We start from the raw sequence: 19,004 nt of genomic DNA, 5'->3' as shown, positions 1-19,004 counted from the left end.
GAGGGCCGCCTACGCTCCTGGTGCGCGAAAGGCGACCTGCCGGCGGGTGGCCTCGTCGATCTCCTCGACGGTGAGCAGCGGGGTCGCCCGGGACTGGATGGCACCGCTGGCCTTGACGGTGAGACTCACGGCGGCCATGGAGACGGTGTCGGGGAAGTCCACGATCAGCACGAGGTCGTCCGCCCCGAAGGCGTAGTACATGGCCTCGACCCGCCCCCCGAGACCGGTGACGACTTGATCGACGACAGCCCGCCGCCCGCTGGCACCCTCCTCGAGCAGCCCTTTGGTGCCTTCGGCTGTGTACGTGGACTGGATCAGGAACTTCGGCATGGGGCATGCCTTCCCGGGGGCGCCTCGGCGGCTACCGGCTCGGCCGCCGCATTCACTCGCGCGCGCCATACAGCCTGGCCGAGGCGTCGACATGGGCCAGGCGGCGCAGCGAGCTGAAGACCGCCTCGCCCAGGACGGTGCCGATCACCACGCCCTCGACCTTCTCCTCGACCGCCATCTGCCGGTCCACGTACTCGAGGTCGGCGTGGGCGACCTGTTCGGCGGCGTCGGCGTAGGTGTCGAGGAGCTCGGCGAAGGCGCCGTGCCCCAGCCGGGCCAGGGCCGCGAGGGCCTCGGACAGGTCGGTGACGGCGGGGTTCGACGCGTGGGTGCGCCAGCCCCGCCGGGAGATGAGGTCGGTGACGGCGGCACGGGCCGCGGCCGACTCGGCGTCGTCGCGGGTGCCGTCCGACCTGCCCATGCGGTCAGCGGCGGAGCCGAGCACGCGGTGCAGCGGGCGATCGGTGTCGTCGACGGCCGCCAGTACGTCGGCGATCTCGGCCACCTTCATGCCGCCCACATCGGCCAGGGCGCGGATCAACTGGAGCCGGCGCTCGTGCGGTTCGCCGTAGCTGGCCTGGTTCCGGCTGGTCAGCTCGCCCGCGGGCAGCAGGCCTTCACGGACGTAGTACTTGATCGTCGGCACCGGCACCCCGGTCTTCCGGCTCAACTCTCCGATACGCAATGCCGGTTCACTCCTCGACTTTCGGCCTGCCCGCCGCGCCGGCCCTTGCCGACCAGGCCCCCATGATAGATAGTTCAGCTATCGGATAGTGGATAGTGCCGCTATCCATAACGGGGAGGGGTGGGCATGGAGATGTCCTCAGGCAGGTCGTCACATACGTCGTTACGCACCTGGTCGCGCACGTGGTCACGTATGTCGTCCTGGCACCGGCCGCTGGTGCTGTTCGCGGCCGTGATGGCGGTGACGGCGGTGGTGTCGGCGGTGGGGGTCCTGGTCGACGACCGGATCCTGGTGGGAGCGCCGATCTGGGCCAAGCCGTTCAAGTTCGCGGTGTCGTTCGTGGCGTACTGCCTCTCCCTCGCCTGGATGCTGTCGCTCCTGCCCCGCGGCAGGCGCGTGGCCTGGTGGGCGGGGACCGTCGTCGCGCTGGCCAGCCTGGTCGAGATGGTGATCATCGTCGGGCAGGTCGTGCGCGGTAAGCGCAGCCACTTCAACCAGGCGACGCCGTTCGACGAGGCGCTCTTCAGCGCGATGGGCGCCACGGTCGTCGTCCTCTGGGCCGGCACGCTCGTGGTCGCGGTGCTGCTGCTCCGGGCCCGTATCGCCGACCGGGCGTCCGCGTGGGCCGTGCGCTGCGGGATCCTCCTGGCGCTGACCGGGGCGGCCGTCGGCTTCCTGATGACCCGGCCGACGCCGGGCCAGCGGCGGGGCGTCTCCGAGGTGGTCGGCGCGCACAGCGTGGGTGTGCCGGACGGGGGCCCCTCGATGCCGCTGACCGGCTGGTCCACCACCGGCGGCGATCTGCGGATCCCGCACTTCTTCGGCATGCACGCCCTGCAACTCCTCCCGCTGCTCGTCATGGTGCTCGGCCTCCTGGCCCCGCGGTTCGCCCGCCTGTCCGACGACCGGGTGCGGCTGCGCCTCGTCCTGCTCGCCTCGGGGACGTACGCCGCCGTGTTCGCACTGCTCCTCTGGCAGGCCCTGCGCGGTCAGCCGCTGACCGGCCCGGACGCGGCGACGCTCGGGGCGGCGGGCGCGATCCTGCCGGCCGTCGCCCTCGGTACGTACGTCGCCCTACGGCCGTCCCCGCCGCCCGGGGCCACCGACCCGGCAGCCGCTCCCGCCCCGAAGGACCTCGTGCCATGACCGGATTCCTCTTCGAACTGTCCTTCCTGCTGGCCGCGCCCGTCTGGCTGCTCATGATCCTCGCGCCGGGGTGGGGGCCGACCGCCCGCATCGCCGCGTCACCGCTGACCGCGGTGCCGGTCCTGCTCGTCTATCTCGCCCTCGCGATCCCGGTCTTCCCCGACCTCTGGAACGCGGTCAGCAGCCCCGACCTCGACACCTTCCGCGACCTGACCGCCCTCCCCGACGGCGCCGGAGCCGTCTGGGCCCAGGTCATCGCCTGGGACCTGCTGATCGGCCAGTGGATGTACCGGGAGGGCCGACGCCTGGGCCTCTCCCCTCTGCTGATGGGGCCGCTGCTGGTCTTCACGGTGCTGCTGTCGCCGATCGGGTTTCTGGGCTTCCTGGGGGTGCGGGCGGTGCGGGAGCGGCGGACCGGGGGGAGGGGTTTGAGCGACGGGGTGGTGGCTGGTCAGGCCCTCCCTGGTCAGGCCCGGAGATAGGCCAGTACCGCCAGCACACGGCGGTGGTCGTCGGGGGCCGACGGGGGGAGGTCGAGTTTCTGGAGGATGCTCGCGATGTGCTTCGCGACGGCGGCGTCCGTGACGACGAGGCGGCGGGCGATCGCCGCGTTGGAGCGGCCCTCGGCCATGAGGGCGAGGACCTCGCGCTCGCGGGGCGTGAGCTGGTCCAGCGGATCGCGGCGGCGGGCGAGGAGCTGGCGTACGACGTCGGGGTCGACGACCGTCGCCCCGGCGGCCACGCGGGTGACGGCGTCGGCGAACTCCTCGACGTCACCGATGCGTTCCTTGAGGAGGTAGCCCGTCCCGACGCCGGCGCGGCGGTCGTCCAGGAGCTCGTCGGCGAAGGTCTGCTCCACGTACTGGCTGAGGACGAGGACCGCCAGGCCGGGCTGCTCGGCCTGGAGCAGCCGGGCCGAGCGCAGCCCTTCGTCCGTCTGGCCGGGTGGCATCCGCACGTCGGTGATCACCAGGTCCGGCCGGTGCTGCCGGGCGGCGGCGAGCAGTGCGGGGCCGTCGCCCACGGCGGCGAGGACGCGGTGGCCGAAGCGCTCCAGCAGATGGACGAGGCCTTCGCGCAGGAGGACGGCGTCCTCCGCGATGACTATGCGGAGGGATGGCCGCACGGGATCTCCGCCCTGAGGAGTGTGGGCCCGCCGGGCGGGCTGGACAGGAGCATTCTGCCGTCGGCGGCGGCGATGCGGTCGGCGAGACCGATGAGGCCCGTACCGCGGGCGGGGTCGGCGGCACCGGAGCCGTTGTCCTCGATGTCGAGGCGGAGCACACCGCCCTCGCAGCGGGCGGTGACGCGGCAGCGGTCGGCGCCGCTGTGCCGGGCGATGTTGGTGAGGGCCTCGGCGGTCACGTAGTACGCCGTCTGCTCGACGGTGGCCGGGAGGCGGCCGGGAAGGTCGAGGTCGAGGTCGGCGGGGACCGGGCAGCGTCCGGCGATGTCCCGTGCGGCGGCGGGCAGTCCACGTTCCGTGAGGATCTGCGGATGGATGCCCCGGATCAGTTCACGCAGCTCGGTGAGCGCCTCCTTGGCGAGGGCGTGGGCCTCGCCGACCTGTCGCGCCGCCGCGCTGCCGGGCGGCAGATCGAGGCCGGCGAGGCCCAGCTTCACGGTGAGGGCGACGAGGCGCTGCTGGGCACCGTCGTGCAGGTCACGCTCGATACGGCGGCGTTCGGTCTCGAAGGCGTCGACGAGACGGGCCCGGGACCGTACGACCTCGCGCAGTTCACGGTCCTGCGGGAAGAGCACGGCCCGGGACACGGCGGCGCGGACACCGGCCCACGCGGCGACGGGGTAGGCCGCCACGGGCAGCAGCAGCGCGCCCGCGACGGGACCGGCCACGGCCTGCCAGGACGTGGCGGTGGGCTGGAAGGGCGCGAGGAGCAGGAAGCCCGGGATGCCGAGCGAGACCAGGACGACACCGAGGTCCATCCAGCCGACCGCCAGGACCGACACGACGCCGTAGCCGACGGCCCGTGCACCGCCCGGGGCCTCCGGCCGTTCGCCCGCGTCGACGAGAGCGAGTCGGCGCCGCTCCAGGGGACCCGCGAGGGCGGCGGCGAAGAGCAGCACGGCCCCCGCGCAGAGCACCCTGGCGACCGTACCGAGGGGCGCGCCGAACAGTCCGCCGACGCCGACGTAGACGCCGGTCGCGAACACCCCGCCGGACAGCAGGAACCCCAGCGCGCGCCACGGCCAGGCGGTGCGGAGGAAGCCCAACGGGCTGCGGGTGAGGGCCTCCAGGACAGTTCGGGGGGTGGTCACGCGGTCGACCGTAGCGGCGGCTGGGCGGCGCGGGCAGTAGTGCCAGGTGGAGTATCGGCTCTCGCCCCTGCGGCAATGCGCCGGGCGGTGCGGCCGTCGTTGCCTTGACGGCATGACCACCACCGACACGACCACAAGACACGGCACTTCGACCGCGCCGCCCGTCCGGCTCCGGTCGCTGACCAAGCGCTACGGCACCGGTGAACGCGCCGTCACCGCGCTCGACGACGTGACCCTCGACTTCGCGGCCGGGACGATGACGGCCGTCATGGGCCCCTCCGGCTCCGGCAAGTCCACCCTGCTGCACTGCGCGGCGGGCATCGACCGGCCGAGCGCGGGAGAGGTGCTGATCGGCGGTACGGAACTGGGCGGGCTGGACGAGAACGCGCTGACGGTGCTGCGCCGGGAGCGGGTCGGTTTCGTCTTCCAGGCGTTCAACCTGGTGTCGGCCCTGACCGCCGCGCAGAACGTCGAACTGCCCCTGCGGCTGGCCGGTTCACGCCCGGCGGCGGACGAGGTGCGCGCGGCCCTCGCCGCCGTCGGGCTCGCGGACCGTCAGGGGCACCGGCCGAGCGAGTTGTCCGGGGGCCAGCAGCAGCGTGTCGCGATCGCGCGAGCGATGATCGCCCGGCCCGCGGTCCTCTTCGCGGACGAGCCGACCGGCGCGCTGGACAGCGGTGCCTCGCGGATCGTGCTGCGGCTGCTGCGGGACCTGGTGGACGGCCGTGGCCAGACGGTCGTGATGGTGACGCACGACCCGGCCGCGGCGGCGTACGCGGACCGGGTGCTGCTGCTGGCCGACGGCCGGCTCGCGGACGAACTGCCGGGCGCCGAGGGCGCCGAGGCCATCGCGGCGCGCACGGCCGCCCTGGAGGTGCGGCCGTGATCGGTCTGGCGACGGTGAGGGAGAGGTGGACCTCCTTCCTGGGGTCCTTCGTGGCCGTGGCGCTGGGCGTCGCGGTCGTCACCATGAGCGCGCTGGTCCTGCTGTCGGACGGCACGGGTGTGCCGAGGCGGCTCGCGGGGGCTCCGGTGCTGGTGCAGAGCCCGGCCGGGGAACAGCCCGGCGGGGTGTTCACGGAGAACCCGCCGTGGGCACCGGAGCGTGCCGAGGAGCTGCGGCGCAAGCTCGCCGAACTGCCGGGAGTGGCCCACGCGGTGGCCGACCGCTCCTTCTACGCGCAGACGCCGGACAGCGAGCAGCGCAAGGGGGAGCGGCAGGGCCACCCTTGGTCGACCGCGGCGCTCGCCTCGTACGGCCTGAGCGCGGGCAGGCCGCCGGCCACGGCGGGCGAGATCGTCCTGGACGCGGCCCTCGGGCACCGCCCGGGCGAGCCGGTCACGGTGCTGACGGCGCGCGGGCCGCAGCGCTTCTCGGTGTCCGGGACGATGGACGGCCCCGGCTACTACGTCACCGACGCCCAGGCCGCCGAACTGGCGGGCGGAGTACGGGCCGTCGGCCTGGTCCTCGAACCCCGCACCGACACCGCACGGGTCGCGGACGCCGCGCGGCGCGTCACCGGCGGCGACGGCACGGTCCTGACCGGTGCCGCCCGGGACGCGCTCGCGCCGCGGCAGGACGAGATGACCCGCTGGATCGGCGGGCAGGTGCTCACCGCGATGGCGCTGCTCTCCGCGTTCGTCACCGTCTTCAACGTGTCCTCGACGTTCGCGTTCGCCGTCGCCCAGCGGCGCCGCGAGTTCGGCCTGCTGCGCACCATCGGCGCCACACCCCGGCAGGTGCGGCGGCTGGTGTACGGGGAGGCCCTGGTGGTGGGCGTCGCGGGCGCCGGGGCGGGGGCGGTCGCGGGCGTCGCGCTCGCCCCCGCGATGACCGGGCTGCTGATCGACGCGGGCTTCCAGCCGGCGGGGTTCGAGGTGAGCGTCCGCTGGTGGGTACCGGTCGCCGCCTGGGTCCTGGGCGTGGCGGTGGCACTCACCGGGGCCGGGTCCGCCTCGCGGCGGGCGTCCCGGGTGAAGCCGCTGGAGGCGATGCGGGAGGCGGCGGTGGACGGCCGGCCGATGACCCGCCGTCGGTGGATCACGGGGCTGGCGGCGACCGGCCTGGGCGCGGTCTGCTCGGTGGCTACGGCCTTCGCGGGGGCCGATGCCATGGTGCTGCTGGCCCTGGGCGCCGCCATGGGCCTGACCGCCGGACTGACCCTGCTCCTGCCGGCGTTGGCCGGGCCCTTGACCGGGCTGCTCACCCGGCCGCTCGCCCGGCGTCCCGGTGCGACCGCCCTGCTCGTACGCGAGAACATGACCACCGCCGTGCGCCGCACATCCGCCACGATCGCCCCGGTGCTGGCGACCGTCGCCTTCGCCGTGCTGATCACCGGCGCCGTGCAGACGACGCAGAGCGCCGACACCACGCGGCAGGCCGCGGCCGTTCGGGCCGAGGCGGCGGTCGTGCCCCGGGGGACACCGGGTCTGTCGGACGCCGCGGCCGCCCGGGTCGAGGGCCCGGCGCCGCTGTCGACGACGGTCTACGGCGGCGCGGGCAGGTCGGCTTTGTCGGCGGCCGGGGTGACGCCTGATGCCGAGCGGGCGTACGCGGTGCGGGCGCCACGGGGGAACACCGTCGTCGTCACCGCCGCGGTGGCCGCCGCGCACGGCTGGCGGGAGGGCCGTACCGCCGTCCTCACCTTCGAGGACGGCCGGGTCGGGCGCCTGCGCGTGACCGCCGTGGTGGACGACGCGATGCCGTACCAGGTCCTCCTGCCGCGCGAACTGGTACGCGCCCACGACCCGTCGGCGCTGGCGGACGTCGCCTACCGCACGGGTCCCGCACCTACCCCGCTGCCCGCCGGACTCGGGGCCGAGGAGGTGTCGGTGGCGGCGTACGCGGCATCCGACGACGCCGAGGAGGAACGGCTGGTGTGGCGCTTCACCCTGATCCTCGTCACCATCACGGCGGGCTACACCATGATCTCCGTGGCCTCCACCCTGCTGGCGGCCACCGCCGGCCGGACACGGGACCTCCGCGTCCTGCGCCTGTCGGGTGCCACACCGCGCCAGGTGCTGCTGACGCTCACGGCCGAGACCTGCTGCGTCGTCACCCTGGGAGCCGCCCTGGGACTGGTCGTGGCCGCCCCCGCCCTGCTCGGCACCGCCCACGGACTGCGCGAGCAACTGGGCCTGCCGGTCGAGTTGGCGGTGTCCTGGCCCTGGGTCACGAGGGTCGTCACCGGCTGCCTGCTGGCCGCGACGACGGCCACCGTGCTCCCGGCGAGCGCCGTGCTGCGGCGCATGCGCCGGGCCTGAAGGCGCCCCGGAAGCCCCGACAGCCATTGCCTCAGGGCGTGCTGAACCTCAACACGGCACCGTTCCTGTCGTGCGCGACGATCGTCGCCTTCAACGCGTCGCCGAACCCGGCCTCGCCGCCCGTGCCGCCGAGTTGTATCACCGTGCCGTCCGTCCGGAAGGTGACGTGCTCGTCGGCGACGGTGACATGGACCTTCGTCCCGTTCGCGGTGATGTCGGCCGTGGAGGTCACCAGGACCTCGCAGGCGCCGTCGGAGCAGGCGGCGAAGTTCTTGCCGTCCGCCGCCTCGGGCAAGGGGCCGGAGGGGTCGGGTGTGGAAGGGTCCGTATCGCCGGGCTGCCAGCCAGGGGCGCACTGGTCGGCCTTCCGGTAGGCGGCCGCGAGCCGTGGGTCCTTCTCGGCGAGTTCGGGCAGGTCCGGCTTCGGCGGGGTGAGGGTCTGCACCTGCTTGTCGACGTCCTCGGCACTCTCCGGGGCATCCTCGAGACCCACGGCCGGTGACACGGCTTCCAGCTTCGCCGCGACACCGTTCACCTTCTTCCGCAGGGCATCGAGCATCCGGTCGGCCGCGCGAACGCCCGACGGGCCGAGATCCTCCAGGTCGCTCCGCACACGGTCCACCGCCGACGGCGTGCCGGAGAGATAGCCGAGCGCCGTGGCCCCGGCGAGGAGATCCCCCTCGTCCTCGCCGCGGATCTCCTTCAGATCCGCGGCGCTCTCCGTCCGCAGATCCTTGAGGGCGACGGTCGACTCGCAGACCTCGCCGGCCCACTTCACCAATTCCTCGGAGGGCGGCGAAACCGGCGTGGCCGAGGCCGATTTCCTCCCTGCCGGACCGGCCGAACCGGTCAGTCCGTCCGTGTCGTCACCACCGCCGCCACCGCATCCCCCGACGGCCAGCACCAGCCCGGCGACCACGACCGCGACGCTCCCGCTCCTGCCCATGCGATGACCCCTCTCCCTGCCTCGGATGTTCGGCCCTGCGGTCCACCGCCCTGGACAACGCGACGGACGGCCGTCGGTGGTGGCCCCGTGTCACCTCACGGTGCCTCGGGGGCCCACGCCGCCACCAGCGCCAGCAGGCCCGGGAAGCGCGTGTCGAGGTCGGCCACACGGACGTGGCTGCGGCGTTCCAGGCCGTACTGGCGCTGGCGGGTGATGCCGGCCTCGCGCAGGGCCTTGAAGTGGTGGGTGAGGGAGGACTTGGGGCGTTCCAGGCCGAACCAGCCGCAGGAGTGGTCGAACGCCTCCGACTCCAGGAGCAGTTTGCGCACGATCGTCAGACGCAGCGGGTCGCTGAGCGCGCCCAGCACCGTCTCCAGACGCAGTTCCTCCACGGCCGGCTCGGGCAGCGGCTCCGGCAGCACCTTGATGGCCGGCACGTCGTGAGCCGTCGCGGACATGGGCAGCTCCCTGGCATCCGAATCGCTTGTACGAGTTTCATCGTACTGCATGCTAAGTTCGAGAAAACTCGTACTGAGTAGCCGGAGGGATCCACCATGTCCGAGAGTCAGGCCGCACCCCGTACCCCCACCTGGTGGGTGTGGCTGGCGGCGTGGCCGGTCACCGCCGTCTTCGTGCTGTCCAACGCGGCGACCCCGCTGTATGTGCTGTGGCAGCGCGACATCGGGTTCTCCAAGGGCACCCTGACCGTCGTCTTCGCGTCCTACATCGTCGGGCTGCTCGGCTCGCTGCTCGTCTCGGGTGTGGTCTCCGACCGGCTGGGCCGCAAGCCCGTGCTGCTGCCCGCCCTCGCCCTGGCGCTCGCCGCCTGCGCGATCTTCGCGACCGCCACGACGGTGACCGCGCTGATCATCGCCCGGCTTTTCACGGGTATCGCCGTCGGAGCCGTCGTGTCGGCCGGGATGGCCGCCGTGACGGATGTCGCGGGACCGGAACGCAAGCGGCTGGCGGCGCTGCTGGCCTCCTGCGCGATGGTCTTCGGCGCCGGGCTGGGCCCGCTGCTCGCCGGTCTGCTCTCCGAGACGCTGCCGGCGCCCACCGTGACCGTCTTCGCCGTCGAGGCGGTCCTGCTGGTCACGGCCGTCCTAGCCGTGCTGCGTATGCCGGTACGCCGCCCCTCCGTACGAGGGAAGGGTGCCTGGGTGCGCGTGCCCGGTGTGCCGCACGGCAACGGCATCCATCTCGCCCTGGGTATCGCGGTGTTCGCGCCCGGCATCACCGCCACGTCCTTCGTGCTGTCGCTCGGCCCCACCCTGCTGACCGAACTGCTCGGCACCACCAGCAGGATCGTCGCCGGAGCCATGGCGTTCGCGATGTTCCTCGCCGCCACCGGCGTCCAGTTCGCCGTGCGGAAGCTGCCCCGGCGCGCCATCCTGACCGCCGGGGCCGGAAGCACCGCCCTGAGCATGGCCGCGCTGATCGTCGCCGTGCACACCTCGTCGGTGGCCCTGCTCGTCGCCTCCGCGCTGCTCGCCGGGGCCGGTCAGGGCATGGGGCAGCTCGGCGGCCTCTCGCTGCTCAACTCCAGCGTCCCGCCGCGGCGGCTCGCCGAGGCCAACGCCGCGCTGAACGTGGGCGGTTACCTCCCCGCCGGTCTGCTGCCGGTGTCCACCGGCTATCTCATGGACGCCGTGGGTCTGCCCACCGGGGCGACCCTCTTCGGAACGGTCCTGATGGGCTTGGCCGTCATCGGCGGTTCGGTCGTCCTGTCCGGCCACGGCAGGGGATCCCGGGCCGGGATTCAGATATTCCGCAAGTGAATTATCGATGGAATATCGAGCCCCCTTTCCCTTCCGTCTCTGGAGAATCCCCCGCCCTCGAAAGGGAATTCGAGCAAGGTGAAATCCCGTCAACAAAGGCGATCGGCGTTTTCCGGACTTTACCCGTCGGTAAAAACACTAAATCGTTTCGTCATATCTACGATCGCCAGTTATGACCGACACTTCTCGGGACAGCTCCGCCACCCGTGCCCGCTGGCAGACCTGTCTCCGGCTCGCCCGTGAGCTTCTGCTCGTCGGGCCGGACGGCAAGGACCTCAAACTCGACTATCTGCACACCCTGATCGACACGGGCCGTCTCGGCCCCACGCAGCACCCGCGTAAGAAGATCCTCGTCGTCGGGGCCGGAATCGCCGGGCTCGTCGCGGGGCGATTGCTCAAGGACGCCGGCCACGAGGTCACGATTCTGGAGGCCAATGGCAGCCGGGTCGGCGGGCGGGTGAAGACGTTCCGGGCCACCAAGCACCATCAGCCCTTCGACGACCCGGCCCAGTACGCCGAGGCCGGTGCCATGCGGCTGCCGGACTTCCATCCGCTCGTCCTCGCGCTGGTCGACAAACTCGGGCTCGGCCGCCGCCAGTTCTACAACGTGGACGTGGACCCCGGCACGGGCAGCGGCCCCGATGTCCCTGTGCCACCGGTGTCGTACTCCTCCTTCACCGGCCGGACCTGGTCCTACGGCGACGGCAGCCCCGACTTCCGCGAGCCCGACAAGCGCGGCAATTCCTGGATCCGTACGAACCGGGTCCAGGTGCGGCGGTCCGAGTACGCCGCCGGGCCGGAGCGTGTCAATGAGGGCTTCCATCTCACCGGGGACGAAGTCCGTTCTCCTGTGGTGAAGATGGTCGATGATGCGCTGGAGGCCGTGCGGGACTATTACTCCGACCTCGTCGACGGCCGGCGCGTCAACAAGCCGTTCGAGGAGTGGGTCGAGGGCTGGGCGCGGGTGATCCGTGATTTCGACGGCTACTCGATGGGCGGCTTCCTGCGCGATCACGCCGGGCTCAGCGACGAGGCGATCGAGGCCGTCGGAACCCTGGAGAACATGTCCTCGCGGCTGCATCTCTCCTTCTTCCACAGCTTCCTGAGCCGCAGCGACATCAACCCGGGCGTCCGCTACTGGGAGATACCCGGCGGCAGCTGGCGCCTGCCGCACACCCTCCACCAGGGCCTGCGCGACGAGGTGCGGCTCGGTCACCGCATGATCCGCCTCGAGTATCACGACCCCAGCCGCGACACCGACCCCGAGGGCACCGGCGTCGTCGGGCCCGACGGCTGGGGCGTGGCCGTGCAGACCGTCGCCGAGGACGATCCACAGGGCCCGCCCCGCCTGTGGGCGGCGGACCTGGCGATCGTCACCGTCCCGTTCTCCGCCCTGCGCTTCGTGGAGATCGTCCCCTCGATGTCGTACAAGAAGCGCCGCGCGATCATCGAGACCCACTACGACCAGGCCACCAAGGTGCTGCTGGAGTTCAGCCACCGCTGGTGGGAGTTCACCGAGGACGACTGGCGCGAGGAACTGGACCGGATCTCGCCGGGGCTGTACGAGTACTACCGGCAGGGCGGCCAGGACGGCACCGGTCTGACGGTCGTGTCCGCGGACTCCGGGCCCAGCCTTGCCTTCGCCGGGCTGCTCGGGGTCGCCGTCAAGGACAGCGGCGTCACCGAGGAGATGCGGCAGCTCGACCGCGCCCTGCCACTGCGCGGGCCCGCCGTCCGGCCCGCCACGCACTGCTTCGGCGGTGGCTCCGCCGCCGACAACCCCAACCGGTTCATGTACTACCCCTCGCACCGGATCGAGGGCAGTACCGGCGGCGTCGTCCTCGCCTCCTACTGCTGGTCCGACGACGCCGCCCGCTGGGACTCCATGCGCGGCGCCGAGCGCTACGTCTACGCCCTGCGCAACCTCCAGGCCCTGCACGGCCGCCGTATCGAGGTGTTCTTCACCGGGCGGGGCGCCACCAAGAGCTGGGCCCGCGACCCGTACGCCTTCGGCGAGGCCGCCATCTACACCGCGCACCAGATGACCAGCTTCCATCTGGACGTCTCGCGGCCCGAGGGCCCGGTGCACTTCGCCGGGGAGCACACCTCCCTCAAGCACGCCTGGATCGAGGGCGCCCTCGAGAGCGCCGTACGGGCCGCGCTCGCCGTTCATCAGGCTCCGCCGGTCACCGTCCCGGGGGAGGGGGCATGACCGCGATCGACCGCGGGTGCACGGTCGCCCGCTATCTCGCCCTGCGGCTCGCCGAGTTGGGCATCACCCATCTGTTCGGCGTCCCCGGCAACCACCTCGGCCCGTTCCTGACCACCCTGCGGGACGAGGACGACATCGAGTGGGTCGGTACCCCCACCGAGGGCGGCGCGGGCCAGGCCGCCGACGCCTACGCCCGTATCCACGGCGTGGGTGCGGTCGCCGTCACCTACAGCGTGGGCGCGTTCAACCTGCTCAACGCCTGTGGCGGCGCCTACGTCGAGCAGGTCCCGCTGGTCGCCGTCAACGCCTCGCCGCCGTACGAGCAGTGGCAGAACTACCGTGCCGTCGGCCTGCTCACCTCGCACATGAGCCCGCGTGCGGAGAGCAACCTGGACGTCTACCGGCAGGTCACCGTGGACGCGCAGGTCGTCTCCCACCCGGGTCTCGCCCCCGGCCAGATCGACGCCGCGCTCACCGCGTGCCTCTCCGAGCGCCGCCCGGTCTACCTGGAGATCATGGAGGACCTCTGGGACGAGCCCTGCCCCGCGCCCGAGATACCGATCGTGCCCCGGGAGCGGCCGTTCAGCGCGCGCAACCAGACGATGCTGGACCACGCCGTGCAGGCGGTCCTCACCCTGGTCGAGGAACATCCGGGCCCGGACGGCAGGCCCCGCCCGATCGTGTGGGCCGGTGAGGAGATCGACCGGTTCCGCCTCGGCGAGCAGCTCACCGGCCTGGTGGAGGCCACGGGCGTGCCGTTCTGCACGACCGTCGGAGCCAAGGCCGTCGTCGACGAGGACCTGCCGCAGTTCCACGGCGTCTACAACGGCCCGGCCAGCCACCCCGATGTGCACCGCGTGTTCAAGGACTGGGCGACCTGCCGGATCGGGCTCGGCGCCTGGTCGACGTCGAAGAACCTCGGCGGCGAGCAGTCCGTCGGCGGCGACTGGGTGATGGCCGCGCTCGGCGGCGTCAGCGTCGGCACCTCCTACTTCCCCGACGTCCAGCTCCGCCATCTGCTGCCCGCCCTCCAGGACGCCCTGGTGAAGGCCTACGGCTCCGAGTGCCTGGCCGCCGACTACTACGCCGAGTCCTACGACCACCACGGCTCACCGGGCGACCGCCCCGCGGCCCTCGCACACCGCACCGCGGCCCTCGCACACCGCCCCGCGGCCCTCGCACAGCACCGCGCCTCCCTCCGTACCGCTGACACGCGATCCCACCGGCCGGACGGGCAACACCTCACCTACGACGGCGTCTTCGACCGGATCAACCACTTCCTGAACCACGACACCGGCGAGGACTGGACGGTCGTCTCGGACGCCGCGTTCTCCCTCATCGGCTCGATGAACCTGTCCCTGCCGGCGGGCGGATTCCTCTCGCAGGTCAGCTGGCTGTCCATCGGCTGGTCGGTCGGCGCGGCCACCGGCGCCGCGCTCGCCCCCGAGCGGGAGGACGCCCGCCCGATGGTCTTCGTCGGCGACGGCGCCTTCCAGGAGACCTGCCAGGAACTCTCCACCCACACCCGGCTCGGACTGCGCTCGGTGGTCTTCGTCATGGACAACGGCCACTTCTACGGCATCGAACAGATGCTGGTGCACCCGGAGTTCTACGCGGACCGCGACGGGGCCGAACCGGACTTCTACAACGTCCTCCACCCCTGGCACTACGACCGGCTCCCGGCCGTCTTCGCCGGCGGGAGGACCCCGGCGAACGGCGTCAGCGTCAGCCACACCGCGGACCTGGACGACCTCCTGGCCCGCCTCACCGACCCGGCCGACCCGCTCAACGCCGGACCGCTCCTGGTGCGCGTCCGGCTGCACCGGCACGACTACCCGCGGGCGATGGCCTACAAGGTTCCGCACCCGTAGAAACCGACACAGGGAGAGAAGAAATGGCTGATCTCAACGTCCTGATCGCGTTCGACGCGGCCACCATCGTCGAACGGAACCCCAACGCCTCCCGCAACCCCGACGCACCGACCCAGGTCGACCAGAGCCTGATCTACATGACGACCCGCCACGACCACATCGTCGGCACGTCGGGCGCCGAGCTGAACCTGCGGGCCGAACCCGGCGACACCGTCAAGTGGCGCGAGACGACCGTCTCACTGGGCAGCGACTACAAGGCCCTGCTCTACCGCTACGTCAGCAGCGACAGCCAGCACCAGCTCATCCGCACACCGGAGATCGAGGTGATCGACGGCATCTACCCGCTGCCGAAGGAGGGCAGCGAGGGCCGCCCGGAGTTCGACACCCAGCGCTACCAGGACCACTACTGGCGGACGACCGTCAAGCGGTCCGGCAAGGTCACCTACCACTTCTCCTTCCAGATCCTGGACCGCCACCGCCAGTTGAAGGGGTACTTCCAGTGGGACCCCTTCATCACCATCGAGGACGCCTGACGCCTCCCCGCCCGGTCAGCGGCGCCGCAGTGACGGGTCGAGCAGCGCGGGCGGGGTGTCGTGCTTCTCGTGCGGGGCCAGGTCGGTGCCGGGCGGGACGATCGCGTCGATCGCGTCGAGGACGTCGGCGGTGAGCACGGTGTCGGCGGCGGCGAGCTGCGCGGTGACGTGCTCCGGGGTGCGGGGGCCGATGAGCGCGCTGGTCACACCGGGGTGCGCGGTCACGAAGCCGAGCGCCAGCTGGATCATGGTCAGGCCGGCCTCGTCGGCGACCCCGGCGAGCCGCTCGACGGCGTCGAGCCTGGCCCGGTTGTGGGGGAGGGAGGTGTCGAAGCGCTCCGGCATGAACGCCGAGCGGTTCGTGGTGATGTCCCGGCCCTCGCGGACGGCGCCCGTCAGCCAGCCCGAGGCGAGCGGGCTCCACACCAGCACCCCGAGCCCGTACTCCTGTGTGACGGGCAGGACATGGGTCTCTGTCCCGCGCTGGAGGACCGAGTAGCCGGGCTGTTCGGTGACGTAGCGGCTCAAGTGCCGTTCGCGGGCGGCCCACTGGGCCTGCACGATGCGGTACGCGGGGAAGGTCGAGGAACCGAAGTACCGGATCTTCCCCGCGCGTTGCAGGTCGGTCAGGGCCGACAGGGTCTCCTCGTCGCCGGTGCGCGGGTCCCACCGGTGGATCTGGAACAGGTCGACGTGGTCGACCCCGAGGCGGCGCAGGCTGTCGTCCAGCGCGGTGACCAGCCAGCGGCGCGAGGCGCCCTGGTGGTTGCGCTCGTCGCTCATCGGCATGCTCGCCTTCGTGGCCAGCACGATGTCGTCGCGGCGGCCCGCGATGGCCTTGCCGACCATCTCCTCGGACTCGCCGCCGCTGTACCTGTCGGCGGTGTCGATGAGGTTGATCCCCGCCTCCAGGGCGGCGTCGACGAGGGCGGTGGCCTCGTCCTGGGTGGTGCGTCCGATCCGGCCGAAGTTCATCGCGCCGAGCGCGAGGGAGCTGACCTGTACGCCGGTGCGGCCCAGGGTGCGGTACTGCATGACCGTGTCTCCTCTGGCATCATGAATGAAGCGGAACGCTGTTCCGCTTACGACGATACGGAACGCTGTTCCGTTTCGGCAAGTGTGAGTTCCGATGAGGAGTGACGCGGTGAACGGCAGTGGCGAGGACGAAGGGCGCGCGGCCCCGTCCCGGCGGAAGGACGCCCGGCGCAACAAGGCGACGCTGCTCGACGCGGCCGCCGCGGTCTTCGTCACCTCGGGCGTGGAGGCGCCGGTACGTGACATCGCGGCCAGGGCCGGGGTCGGGGTGGGCACGATCTACCGGCACTTCCCCAACCGGGCGGACCTCATCATCGCCGTGTACCGGCATCAGGTCGACGCCTGTGCCGAGGCCGGTCCGGCCCTGCTGGCGAGCGCCGCGACCCCGCACGCCGCACTGCGGCAGTGGATCGACCTCTTCGTCGACTTCCTGGTGACCAAGCACGGCCTCGCCGCCGCCCTGCACTCCGACGACGCCGGCTTCGACGCGCTGCACGCCTACTTCATCGACCGACTCGTGCCAGTCTGCGCCGAGTTGCTCACCGCCTCGGCCGACGCGGGCGAGATCGACTCCGTCATCGAGGCGTACGAGCTGATGCGCGGCGTGGGCAACCTCTGCATCGGCGCGGACCACGACCCCCGCTACGACGCCCGCCGCTTGGTCGGCCTCCTCGTCACGGGGCTGCGCCGTCCGCGCTGACCCGCGGGGCGAGCGTCTAGCGCTTCTGTGCCCGGTAGCGCTTCATCAGCGCGGTGATCCGGGCCTGGTCCGCCTGCCCGTTGAGCTCGGTCAGAAGATCGTCGGGACACAGCTCGTAGAGGTCGCCCCACCAGCGCCGGCCCCGGTTGTCCCAGACGCGATAGCCCCCGGGCACACCCCTGGCGACGTAACGCCTCCTGGCCACGGTCCCCCCACTCTCGCGACGTCTGCGACGCGACCGTACGCACCCCGGGGGCGCGGGGCGAGCCGATATCCGGGGTCGCGCCCTCGACTCCCCCTGGCCGACTGTCCGGATTCGGTGTTTCTCCGGGGTGGTGTTGATGGCACCCTGGCGAGCACTTCGGAACAGGCCGGCAGAGCGGAAGCGGCAGCATGATCAAGTGGATGCCTCTGGGCACCGGAGCCAGGCCCGTCCCGCGGCCGGTGGCGACCCCGTTGGTCTGGGCCGGGGCCTTCGCGGGGGCGTTGGCGCTGGTGGCGGGGCTCAACACCGTGGTGGGGCCCGGCCGTCCGGAACTGGCCCTGCCCGCCCTGTCCCTGCTGGCCGCCTTGCTCGGCCTTGGCGCGCGCTTCACGGCCGCCCCTGGTACGGCCCTGCTGTGCTGGCTGTTCCTCAACGGCTTCGTCATCCCGCCCGCCGGCACCCTCACCTGGGCCGGGCACCGTGACACCACCTGGCTCGCCTGTCTGCTCGCCGCGACCCTGCTGGGCACGGCCCTGGCCCGTCTGGCCCACGCCCGCGCCGCCTACCGCCGCCTCGGCCCCGGCAGGGCCCATAACGGCGGCGGGCCCGGCGGCAGGGTCTAGTCCGGGCGGGAGAGTTCGTCCAGTTCGGCGGCGAAGAGCTGTGCGGGATCGATCCCCATCCCCCGGAAGTGGCCCGCGAGTTCCAGGGACAGGACGCCGTGCAGCCGGGTCCAGAAGGCCAGGGCCCGGCGGAGGGCCACGGGCGGGGCGGGGTGGCCGGCCGCCCACTCGCGGTGGGCTTCGAGGTGCGCGTCGAGCGAGGTCGGCGGGGTCGCCGGGGTGTCCGGTGACAGCGTGGCGCAGGCGTCGAGCAGGGTTGCCAGGATCTCCGACGAGATCGCGGTGACGTCGTCGGGCGCGTGGTAGCCGGGGACCGGGGTGCCGTAGATCAGGAGGTACCGCTGCGGGTCCGCCAGGGCCCAGCCGCGCAGGGCGTGCCCCAGCGCGATGACATCGGGCCCGGCCTCGGAGGCCGCGCGGAAGGTGTCGGCGAGGCTTCGGTAGGCGTCGGTGACCAGCTCGGTGATCAGCTCGTCGCGCCCGGCGAAGTACCGGTACAGCGCGGGCCCGCTCATCCCCATCCGCTTGGCGATCGCGTTGAGGGACAGCGCGGACGCTCCGGCCGTGGCGATCTGCTCCCACGCGTGTTCCTTGACCTCCGTGCGCACCTGGGCGCGGTAGCGCTCGCGGGGGGTCTTCGCTCCTGCTTCAGTCACTGTTAGAGGTTATCACCAAAGTTATTGACACTCTCTCGGCTGGTGAGTTACAACTTCTAACGAACGAGAAGACAGATAACCGAAGATCGAGAGGGACACCATGGTCAGCATCAGCAACGCACGAGGCGGCGCCGTCACGGGCCTGGTCGCGCTCGCCGTCGCCGGCGTTCTCGCGAGCACCGTCCCCACCGCCCAGGCCACCCCGCAGGGCGGTCCGTCCCCGTCCCAGTGCCGCGGGCGCGGCGTCGACGGCGACGCCCTCATCCGCTACGAGGCCGACATCGTCATCAAGGCCCCGCTCAGCACCATCTGGAAGCTGCAGACCGACGTGGAGAGCTGGCCGTCCTGGCAGCCCCCGGTCACCACCATGGAGCGGCTCGACTCCGGCCGTCTGCGCAAGGGTTCGCGGTTCCGGTGGACGACCCCGGCACCCGCCACCCCGACCACCCCCGCCACCACACTGGAGATCACCTCCACCGTCCGGGAACTCCGCGACCGCGACTGCGTCCTGTGGAGCGGACCCGCGATCGGCGAGGGGCTGCGTATCGACGAGGGCGTCCACCTGTGGACGTACCGGAAGGTCAAGGGCGGCGTGCGCGTCCACACCGAGGAGACCTGGACCGGCGCCCAGGTCGAGGCCGACGTTCCCACCGCCACCAAGGCCCTCGGCTACGGTCTCGACGCGTGGCTGCGCGATCTGAAGGCAGCCGCCGAGTCCCGCGCCGGCGCCACCGGCTGATAGG

At 72.2% G+C, this 19,004-nt stretch carries 20 protein-coding genes; 11 read left to right on the top strand and 9 right to left on the bottom strand.

Features of this window, described 5'->3' with window-relative positions:
• Window positions 1-9: 9 nt before the first annotated feature.
• Together KJK29_RS17725 and KJK29_RS17720 are read right to left on the bottom strand one after the other, a co-directional pair.
• Entirely contained in the window at window positions 10-330 is a 321-nt protein-coding gene (locus tag KJK29_RS17725; protein ID WP_215120134.1) for a GYD domain-containing protein, read from the bottom strand.
• A 52-nt stretch (window positions 331-382) separates the two neighbouring features.
• Window positions 383-1,015, bottom strand: coding sequence for a MerR family transcriptional regulator (locus KJK29_RS17720; RefSeq protein WP_215120133.1), 633 nt, complete (start codon window positions 1,013-1,015; stop codon window positions 383-385).
• Window positions 1,016-1,249: 234 nt separating this feature from the next.
• Here KJK29_RS17720 and KJK29_RS17715 point away from each other — a divergent pair, with 234 nt between their 5' ends.
• On the top strand, window positions 1,250-2,161 hold the full coding sequence (locus tag KJK29_RS17715; RefSeq protein ID WP_215124329.1) for a hypothetical protein: 912 nt from the start codon (window positions 1,250-1,252) through the stop codon (window positions 2,159-2,161).
• Complete coding sequence (locus tag KJK29_RS17710; RefSeq protein ID WP_215120132.1) at window positions 2,158-2,643, top strand: ABA4-like family protein; 486 nt, start codon at window positions 2,158-2,160, stop codon at window positions 2,641-2,643. The genes KJK29_RS17715 and KJK29_RS17710 overlap by 4 nt, the downstream gene beginning before the upstream one ends.
• Here KJK29_RS17710 and KJK29_RS17705 read toward each other — a convergent pair.
• Window positions 2,628-3,287 (bottom strand): response regulator, encoded by a 660-nt coding sequence (locus KJK29_RS17705; RefSeq protein WP_215120131.1) that lies wholly within the window; start codon window positions 3,285-3,287, stop codon window positions 2,628-2,630. The two genes, KJK29_RS17710 and KJK29_RS17705, sit on opposite strands and share 16 nt — an antisense overlap.
• Window positions 3,266-4,393 carry a sensor histidine kinase gene (locus tag KJK29_RS17700; protein WP_251058110.1) on the bottom strand — a complete coding sequence of 376 codons (1,128 nt, stop codon included), beginning with the start codon at window positions 4,391-4,393 and terminating at the stop codon, window positions 3,266-3,268. The genes KJK29_RS17705 and KJK29_RS17700 overlap by 22 nt, the downstream gene beginning before the upstream one ends.
• A gap of 157 nt (window positions 4,394-4,550) precedes the next feature.
• Here KJK29_RS17700 and KJK29_RS17695 point away from each other — a divergent pair, with 157 nt between their 5' ends.
• The gene (locus tag KJK29_RS17695; RefSeq protein ID WP_215120129.1) at window positions 4,551-5,324 is read left to right on the top strand and encodes an ABC transporter ATP-binding protein; all 774 of its coding nucleotides are present in this window, start codon (window positions 4,551-4,553) and stop codon (window positions 5,322-5,324) included.
• Window positions 5,321-7,702, top strand: coding sequence for an ABC transporter permease (locus tag KJK29_RS17690; protein WP_215120128.1), 2,382 nt, complete (start codon window positions 5,321-5,323; stop codon window positions 7,700-7,702). The genes KJK29_RS17695 and KJK29_RS17690 overlap by 4 nt, the downstream gene beginning before the upstream one ends.
• A 31-nt stretch (window positions 7,703-7,733) precedes the next feature.
• Here KJK29_RS17690 and KJK29_RS17685 read toward each other — a convergent pair whose 3' ends face one another.
• Together KJK29_RS17685 and KJK29_RS17680 are read right to left on the bottom strand one after the other, a co-directional pair.
• A complete protein-coding gene (locus tag KJK29_RS17685) occupies window positions 7,734-8,648 on the bottom strand; it encodes a hypothetical protein (protein WP_215120127.1) in 915 nt (304 codons plus the stop codon).
• A gap of 95 nt (window positions 8,649-8,743) precedes the next feature.
• A complete protein-coding gene (locus KJK29_RS17680) occupies window positions 8,744-9,106 on the bottom strand; it encodes an ArsR/SmtB family transcription factor (RefSeq protein ID WP_215120126.1) in 363 nt (120 codons plus the stop codon).
• A 96-nt stretch (window positions 9,107-9,202) separates the two neighbouring features.
• Between KJK29_RS17680 and KJK29_RS17675 the strand changes: the two genes are divergently transcribed.
• The 4 genes from KJK29_RS17675 to KJK29_RS17660 all read left to right on the top strand — a co-directional run bounded on the left by KJK29_RS17675 (window position 9,203) and on the right by KJK29_RS17660 (window position 15,042).
• The gene (locus KJK29_RS17675; RefSeq protein ID WP_215120125.1) at window positions 9,203-10,426 is read left to right on the top strand and encodes an MFS transporter; all 1,224 of its coding nucleotides are present in this window, start codon (window positions 9,203-9,205) and stop codon (window positions 10,424-10,426) included.
• Window positions 10,427-10,598: 172 nt separating this feature from the next.
• The gene (locus tag KJK29_RS17670; RefSeq protein WP_215120124.1) at window positions 10,599-12,638 is read left to right on the top strand and encodes a flavin monoamine oxidase family protein; all 2,040 of its coding nucleotides are present in this window, start codon (window positions 10,599-10,601) and stop codon (window positions 12,636-12,638) included.
• Window positions 12,635-14,509 carry a thiamine pyrophosphate-binding protein gene (locus tag KJK29_RS17665; protein WP_215120123.1) on the top strand — a complete coding sequence of 625 codons (1,875 nt, stop codon included), beginning with the start codon at window positions 12,635-12,637 and terminating at the stop codon, window positions 14,507-14,509. Before KJK29_RS17670 ends, KJK29_RS17665 begins: the two co-directional genes overlap by 4 nt.
• 23 nt (window positions 14,510-14,532) lie before the next feature.
• A complete protein-coding gene (locus KJK29_RS17660) occupies window positions 14,533-15,042 on the top strand; it encodes an inclusion body family protein (RefSeq protein WP_215120122.1) in 510 nt (169 codons plus the stop codon).
• Window positions 15,043-15,057: 15 nt separating this feature from the next.
• On the opposite strand, the gene KJK29_RS17655 is transcribed toward KJK29_RS17660, so the two are convergent.
• Window positions 15,058-16,077 carry an aldo/keto reductase gene (locus tag KJK29_RS17655; RefSeq protein WP_215120121.1) on the bottom strand — a complete coding sequence of 340 codons (1,020 nt, stop codon included), beginning with the start codon at window positions 16,075-16,077 and terminating at the stop codon, window positions 15,058-15,060.
• A 109-nt stretch (window positions 16,078-16,186) separates the two neighbouring features.
• Between KJK29_RS17655 and KJK29_RS17650 the strand changes: the two genes are divergently transcribed.
• Complete coding sequence (locus KJK29_RS17650; RefSeq protein ID WP_456115104.1) at window positions 16,187-16,777, top strand: TetR/AcrR family transcriptional regulator; 591 nt, start codon at window positions 16,187-16,189, stop codon at window positions 16,775-16,777.
• A gap of 16 nt (window positions 16,778-16,793) precedes the next feature.
• Here the strand turns inward: KJK29_RS17650 and KJK29_RS17645 are convergent, their stop codons facing one another.
• Window positions 16,794-16,982: a hypothetical protein gene (locus tag KJK29_RS17645; protein WP_215120119.1), complete on the bottom strand. Its 189-nt coding sequence runs from the start codon at window positions 16,980-16,982 to the stop codon at window positions 16,794-16,796.
• A 188-nt stretch (window positions 16,983-17,170) separates the two neighbouring features.
• Between KJK29_RS17645 and KJK29_RS17640 the strand changes: the two genes are divergently transcribed.
• A complete protein-coding gene (locus tag KJK29_RS17640) occupies window positions 17,171-17,605 on the top strand; it encodes a hypothetical protein (protein WP_215120118.1) in 435 nt (144 codons plus the stop codon).
• Here the strand turns inward: KJK29_RS17640 and KJK29_RS17635 are convergent.
• Window positions 17,602-18,261: a TetR/AcrR family transcriptional regulator gene (locus tag KJK29_RS17635; RefSeq protein ID WP_215120117.1), complete on the bottom strand. Its 660-nt coding sequence runs from the start codon at window positions 18,259-18,261 to the stop codon at window positions 17,602-17,604. The two genes, KJK29_RS17640 and KJK29_RS17635, sit on opposite strands and share 4 nt — an antisense overlap.
• A 100-nt stretch (window positions 18,262-18,361) precedes the next feature.
• Between KJK29_RS17635 and KJK29_RS17630 the strand changes: the two genes are divergently transcribed.
• The gene (locus tag KJK29_RS17630) at window positions 18,362-19,000 is read left to right on the top strand and encodes an SRPBCC family protein (protein WP_215120116.1); all 639 of its coding nucleotides are present in this window, start codon (window positions 18,362-18,364) and stop codon (window positions 18,998-19,000) included.
• The last annotated feature ends 4 nt before the right edge of the window (window positions 19,001-19,004 follow it).

The sequence above is a fragment of the Streptomyces koelreuteriae genome, from assembly GCF_018604545.1.
Taxonomy (GTDB): domain Bacteria; phylum Actinomycetota; class Actinomycetes; order Streptomycetales; family Streptomycetaceae; genus Streptomyces; species Streptomyces koelreuteriae.
This window is presented reverse-complemented; position numbering and strand designations above follow the sequence as displayed.

Bases quoted from the DNA above. Each gene is read 5' to 3' on its own strand.
- KJK29_RS17725 (WP_215120134.1), bottom strand. From the start codon at position 330: ATGCCGAAGTTCCTGATCCAGTCCACGTACACAGCCGAAGGCACCAAA.
- KJK29_RS17715 (WP_215124329.1), top strand. From the start codon at position 1,250: ATGGCGGTGACGGCGGTGGTGTCGGCGGTGGGGGTCCTGGTCGACGAC.
- KJK29_RS17710 (WP_215120132.1), top strand. From the start codon at position 2,158: ATGACCGGATTCCTCTTCGAACTGTCCTTCCTGCTGGCCGCGCCCGTC.
- KJK29_RS17695 (WP_215120129.1), top strand. From the start codon at position 4,551: ATGACCACCACCGACACGACCACAAGACACGGCACTTCGACCGCGCCG.
- KJK29_RS17685 (WP_215120127.1), bottom strand. From the start codon at position 8,648: ATGGGCAGGAGCGGGAGCGTCGCGGTCGTGGTCGCCGGGCTGGTGCTG.
- KJK29_RS17680 (WP_215120126.1), bottom strand. From the start codon at position 9,106: ATGTCCGCGACGGCTCACGACGTGCCGGCCATCAAGGTGCTGCCGGAG.
- KJK29_RS17675 (WP_215120125.1), top strand. From the start codon at position 9,203: ATGTCCGAGAGTCAGGCCGCACCCCGTACCCCCACCTGGTGGGTGTGG.
- KJK29_RS17670 (WP_215120124.1), top strand. From the start codon at position 10,599: ATGACCGACACTTCTCGGGACAGCTCCGCCACCCGTGCCCGCTGGCAG.
- KJK29_RS17665 (WP_215120123.1), top strand. From the start codon at position 12,635: ATGACCGCGATCGACCGCGGGTGCACGGTCGCCCGCTATCTCGCCCTG.
- KJK29_RS17660 (WP_215120122.1), top strand. From the start codon at position 14,533: ATGGCTGATCTCAACGTCCTGATCGCGTTCGACGCGGCCACCATCGTC.
- KJK29_RS17655 (WP_215120121.1), bottom strand. From the start codon at position 16,077: ATGCAGTACCGCACCCTGGGCCGCACCGGCGTACAGGTCAGCTCCCTC.
- KJK29_RS17640 (WP_215120118.1), top strand. From the start codon at position 17,171: ATGATCAAGTGGATGCCTCTGGGCACCGGAGCCAGGCCCGTCCCGCGG.
- KJK29_RS17630 (WP_215120116.1), top strand. From the start codon at position 18,362: ATGGTCAGCATCAGCAACGCACGAGGCGGCGCCGTCACGGGCCTGGTC.